The organism is Mesorhizobium sp. P3_A9, from assembly GCF_056402975.1.
This window is the reverse complement of record NZ_JBFUGJ010000429.1, coordinates 1-4,343: the sequence shown is the minus strand read 5'-3', so window position 1 is coordinate 4,343 and position 4,343 is coordinate 1. Positions and strand designations below refer to the sequence as shown.

General features: G+C 61.4%; 9 protein-coding genes. 8 read left to right on the top strand and 1 reads right to left on the bottom strand.

The features are described from left to right. Positions 1–205: 205 nt before the first annotated feature. The 5 genes from AC1DX0_RS31765 to AC1DX0_RS31745 all read left to right on the top strand — a co-directional run bounded on the left by AC1DX0_RS31765 (position 206) and on the right by AC1DX0_RS31745 (position 1,632). Positions 206–412: a cold-shock protein gene (locus AC1DX0_RS31765; protein WP_477224052.1), complete on the top strand. Its 207-nt coding sequence runs from the start codon at positions 206–208 to the stop codon at positions 410–412. Positions 413–580: 168 nt separating this feature from the next. Continuing rightward, positions 581–850: a hypothetical protein gene (locus AC1DX0_RS31760; RefSeq protein WP_477358373.1), complete on the top strand. Its 270-nt coding sequence runs from the start codon at positions 581–583 to the stop codon at positions 848–850. Continuing rightward, positions 847–1,131 carry a hypothetical protein gene (locus AC1DX0_RS31755; protein WP_477224054.1) on the top strand — a complete coding sequence of 95 codons (285 nt, stop codon included), beginning with the start codon at positions 847–849 and terminating at the stop codon, positions 1,129–1,131. The genes AC1DX0_RS31760 and AC1DX0_RS31755 overlap by 4 nt, the downstream gene beginning before the upstream one ends. 47 nt (positions 1,132–1,178) lie before the next feature. Then, positions 1,179–1,316: a hypothetical protein gene (locus AC1DX0_RS31750; protein ID WP_197033284.1), complete on the top strand. Its 138-nt coding sequence runs from the start codon at positions 1,179–1,181 to the stop codon at positions 1,314–1,316. Positions 1,317–1,413: 97 nt separating this feature from the next. Further along, a complete protein-coding gene (locus AC1DX0_RS31745; RefSeq protein ID WP_477224055.1) occupies positions 1,414–1,632 on the top strand; it encodes a hypothetical protein in 219 nt (72 codons plus the stop codon). 139 nt (positions 1,633–1,771) lie between these two features. Here AC1DX0_RS31745 and AC1DX0_RS31740 read toward each other — a convergent pair whose 3' ends face one another. Further along, positions 1,772–2,218 (bottom strand): Kazal-type serine protease inhibitor domain-containing protein, encoded by a 447-nt coding sequence (locus tag AC1DX0_RS31740; RefSeq protein WP_477224056.1) that lies wholly within the window; start codon positions 2,216–2,218, stop codon positions 1,772–1,774. A gap of 503 nt (positions 2,219–2,721) precedes the next feature. Here AC1DX0_RS31740 and AC1DX0_RS31735 point away from each other — a divergent pair. The 3 genes from AC1DX0_RS31735 (at position 2,722) to AC1DX0_RS31725 (ending at position 4,104) form a co-directional block, all read left to right on the top strand. Further along, entirely contained in the window at positions 2,722–2,934 is a 213-nt protein-coding gene (locus AC1DX0_RS31735) for a cold-shock protein (protein ID WP_006202520.1), read from the top strand. A 324-nt stretch (positions 2,935–3,258) separates the two neighbouring features. Further along, positions 3,259–3,471, top strand: a complete 213-nt coding sequence (locus tag AC1DX0_RS31730) for a cold-shock protein (protein ID WP_008877668.1) — start codon at positions 3,259–3,261, stop codon at positions 3,469–3,471. Positions 3,472–3,672: 201 nt separating this feature from the next. Further along, a complete protein-coding gene (locus tag AC1DX0_RS31725) occupies positions 3,673–4,104 on the top strand; it encodes a BA14K family protein (RefSeq protein ID WP_477224057.1) in 432 nt (143 codons plus the stop codon). Positions 4,105–4,343 lie beyond the last annotated feature (239 nt).

Below are 4,343 nucleotides of genomic sequence, written 5' to 3'. Positions count from 1 at the left end.
CTATTTTCCAGCCGCGGTAGGTTTATTTTCTGAATCATCTTGAACAGGCGGCCTGATCGATCTACATAAGGAAGATCGTTTTGGCCAGAATTGGCATCTCGCGGCGTCAGAGGTTCTCGACCCGCCAATCTCATTCCAAAATCGTCGATACCGGACGCACGGCACATTCGCCTTGCGACGAGTTCTCGATCCGCGAAAGACACCTATGACCACCGGAACCGTGAAGCTCTACAATGGCCAGAAGGGTTTTGGCTTCATTCAGCCAGCCGATGGCGGCAAGGACGTTTTCGTCCATGTCAGCGCCTTGGAGCGCGCCGGATTTCCCGGCCTCGCCGAAGGCCAGAAACTGCAATTCGAGTTGGAGCGTGACGGCAAGGGCCGCGAGTCGGCCGCCAATCTGCAACTGATCTGATCCGGCCGAATTCGATGAACGCTGACCACGGATGTACTGGCAGCTCTCGAAAGCGGCTTATTTCCAGCGATTGCCGGAAATAGGAAAGCGGGGCTCGTCCCCGCTTTTTTGCTTTCAGGCCGCTGTTTTACATGACGCCCAAGGCGTGAACCAAGCAAGGCCAGGACGATGCCGGACCGCACCACCCATTCCATCGCCCGCTTCACCGCAGCTTTCGCGCTCGGTGGACTGGAGGGACCGTTGCCGGCCGGCGACTACGACATCGATCATGACGAAGAGCTGATCGASGGCATGTCGYGKSTYGCCTGGCGCCGYGTCGCCACCTTCATYCACCTGCCGGCAAGGGCGGTGAAGAACCCGACCACCAGCCAGCTTGTCGCCATCGACCACCTCGAACTCGAAACCGCGCTGAAGCGCGACCGGGAGAATGCAGCATGATCCGTTTCCAGCAGAATGCGCGTCCGCGCACAGACACGCCCTCGCACCTTTTCGCCATTGGCCAGACGGTGCGCATGAAGAGCCGCACCGGCCTCGTCCAGAAAACGGCGGAACTGTTCGAGATCAAGAGCAGGYTGCCGGTCAAGGACGGTTCGCCGCAATACCGTATCCGCAGCGAGCAGGAGACCTACGAGCGGGTCACCACGGAAGACAATCTCGAACCGGTCGACAATCCGATTGTTGCCAACAATCCGATTGTTCCCAACAATCCRGTCGTCTGAGACCAGGCCACAACGCCAAACCAGCACACGCACACGAGGAGCAGTCCATGTCCAAGGGTCAACAGCGAAGCAATCGCGAAACACGCAAGCCGAAGAAGGACAAGGTCGTGGCCAAGGCCGCCGCTCCGTTCGGCTCTTCGGTCAAGCAGGCGGAGAGCAGCCTGAAGCCAAAGTCCAAGGGCTGACGCCTTGGGGGCGCTTCGCATGCGCCCCTCGCCCCGCAGTAAGCAGGCGTTGAACTGACGCAACAGGTCCACGCAATGCTCTGCCACGGAGGCTTGCTTGAATTTCGTCATCGAGTTCTATCGGTCGCGCGACGCCGAGGAAGCAACACTCGACAAGGTGTCGCTGGAGGCGCCGACCYTGCGCGCCGCCYTGCAGGGCGCMACCGCSCTGTTCCACAGYCTGGCCATGCCGCARATYCCCGACCGCCTGCGCATCTGCGACGAGGACGGCAGCGAGCTTTATGCCGGGCCTGCCGATGGGGCCTATCCGGCCTAGGCACCACCCGCGCAACTGCCAACCGCAAAGCCATTGCAGCAGCCCGAAATGTCCCTCACCGTCTTGAAGGCGAAGCCCTACGTCGACGTGGGAAAGTAGACGGGGGCTTTCCTTCTCCCACGCGGGAGAAGGAAAAAACTCAGCACGGCCCATCGCCGACGATGCGATAGTCCGCGGCGCGGGCTTCGCAGGCGTTGGGGAAGCTGCGCATCTCACCGTGGCGGCGGGCGCAGACGGGCGCGTATTCGCGGGTGCAGAACGTCTGCTCTTCACCGCCACCGCCACCGCCACCGCCACCATCGCCGTCACCGCGGCAGGGGCCGTCGCGCACGATGCGGTAGCCGGCACGGTCGGCAAGGCAGCCATTGGCGAAGGTCTGGCGGTCGCCGCCGCGGCGGGCACAGACCGGCTCGTATTGCCTGGTGCAGAATTCCGGTTCGGGACGCGGCGGACGCGGGCGTGGTCCCGGGCCGTCATCGACGACGACGGTGCAGGCGGCCAGAAGCGCCGACAGGCACAGCACGGCAAATGCTTGCCGCGAAAAGCCAGGACCTTGCCACGAAAAAATTGACGCCAGGAATTTCATGCTGATCTCTCCCTCGATCCCGTCTCTGATCGCGATCCTCGCCATTCCCCTGTCAAATGCAACCACGTTCGCGGCTCTTCGCGCGGGAAATCTCGGTTGCAACCGTGGCGGGCGCCCGCTCACGCCACCGGCAATCCTGGCCCATGCGTGACCCCGTCTGTGGGCCGATGACCCGATCCACAACCGAGCCTATTTGCGGCCGGTCGACGTTCAGATCGGTCGATTCTTGCGTCGGGATGTGCCCAGTGTGGCGACCCGCGGCGCTATCTTGCAACCTTCACGTTTCCGTGCGATAAATTCCGTGTTCGGGCATTTGCGACCCGGAGAGCGGAACGTTTTGGACGACCTTTCCCCGATACTGTGAATCTCTGACGGCCCCGTTTTCGGCGGGGGGTTTGACCATGCGCCAATGCATGACTGCCGAAGCAACCACCGGGAACTGCCCTCGACGCCAGGTGGCGGGCAGGACCATCAAAGACTGAACGGGTGAAGGAGTTTCCCCAATGGCCCAGACCGGCACCGTTAAATTCTTCAACGCGACCAAAGGCTTCGGTTTCATCACGCCCGACGGCGGCGCCAAGGACGTGTTCGTCCACATTTCCGCGATCGAGGCATCGGGCCTGCGCACGCTCGTCGACGGCCAGAAGGTCACCTTCGACGTCGAGCCGGACCGCATGGGCAAGGGCCCGAAGGCGGTCAACCTCCGCGCTGCCTGAGCCATCGTCGCACCGCGGTCCTTGACGGCGGACGAACGAAGTTCGGAGCTTGCCCAGCCTCTGGGCACGCAGACAGATTTTTGAAAAGGCGCGGCAGTTTTCGTCGCGCCTTTTTCATGTCCGCGGCGCAGCATAAGTACATGTCATCCACAAGCGGATCCGGTTCGGGTCAACGACATGCATCATAACAAGGGCTTAAAGCGTGACGGGCTTTAAGTGCCCGCAAAACTTTCTCTTGCCGATGACGCTAAAATAAAGGACAAATTTCCTCTCGGGCATTTGCCGGCCCGAGACTGGAGTTTATGGGATCAAAGGGAGCTTCCCATGCCGCAGACCGGCACCGTCAAATTCTTCAACCATGCCAAAGGCTTCGGCTTCATCACGCCGGACGATGGCGCGAAGGATGTCTTCGTCCATATTTCGGCCGTGCAGGCGTCGGGTCTTCCCGGTCTCGAAGATGGGCAGAAAGTGACATTCGACACCGAGCCGGACAAGCGTGGCAAGGGACCCAAGGCCGTCAACCTGTCGGTCGGCTGAGCCGGCTTCAGACTGTCGGCTCCAGCAGGCAGCCCAGCTCATCTCGAGCGTGGTTTTTGACGTTCCTCTTGAACACGCCATTTTGAACAGGCAGGTCGAAATCCGTTCAGCCTCCGTTCAGCCACGGTCGCATATTAGTCTTGGGTAAAGCCGGACCGCATCCCCTGCAAAACTGCACGGCCCGGTACGAAGGAGACCAAGATGAACAGAATTTTCAAGACTGCCGTGCTGTCCGCCGCCGTGGCCGGCACCATGCTTGCGGCCTTGCCCGCGGCCAACGCCGATGACTGGGGTCATCACCGCCGCCACCACCACAACGGCGACGCCATTGCCGCCGGCGTGCTTGGCCTCGCCGCCGGCGCGCTGATCGGTGGTGCGTTGGCCAATGACCAGCCCCCGCCCTACGCTGACCGCTATTACGATGACGGTTACTACGATCGTGACGTACGGGTCCGCCCGGCCCCGGTCCGCCGCTACTATGCGGAGCCGCAGGTGGTGTACGCCGATCGCTACGCCGAACCGTGGACGCGCGGCTGGTACGAGTATTGTTCGGACCGCTATCGCACCTTCAACTCCCGCACCGGCACGTTCACCGGCAATGACGGCGAACAGCATTTCTGCTCGGCCAACTGAGTGCATGTCGCCCAAAGTGCGTAGCGGTTTTGGGATAACGACTTGCACAAAACAAAGATCTAAAGCGCGAAAGCGCTTAGGGCTTCCCTGCCCCAAACAAAAAGCGCTGACCGCAAGGCCAGCGCTTTTTGTTTGGGCGTCCGGGTGTGTTGAGATTCAGGTCAGGCCGAGTCGAAAATGGTGGCTTCCGAGAACCGGAGCGGAGCGTACTTTTGGGTACGTGAGCTCAGTTCTACTGC

Excerpts from the sequence above, each read along its gene's own strand:
- AC1DX0_RS31765 (WP_477224052.1), top strand. The coding sequence starts at position 206 with ATGACCACCGGAACCGTGAAGCTCTACAATGGCCAGAAGGGTTTTGGC.
- AC1DX0_RS31730 (WP_008877668.1), top strand. The coding sequence starts at position 3,259 with ATGCCGCAGACCGGCACCGTCAAATTCTTCAACCATGCCAAAGGCTTC.
- AC1DX0_RS31740 (WP_477224056.1), bottom strand. The coding sequence starts at position 2,218 with ATGAAATTCCTGGCGTCAATTTTTTCGTGGCAAGGTCCTGGCTTTTCG.
- AC1DX0_RS31750 (WP_197033284.1), top strand. The coding sequence starts at position 1,179 with ATGTCCAAGGGTCAACAGCGAAGCAATCGCGAAACACGCAAGCCGAAG.
- AC1DX0_RS31725 (WP_477224057.1), top strand. The coding sequence starts at position 3,673 with ATGAACAGAATTTTCAAGACTGCCGTGCTGTCCGCCGCCGTGGCCGGC.
- AC1DX0_RS31735 (WP_006202520.1), top strand. The coding sequence starts at position 2,722 with ATGGCCCAGACCGGCACCGTTAAATTCTTCAACGCGACCAAAGGCTTC.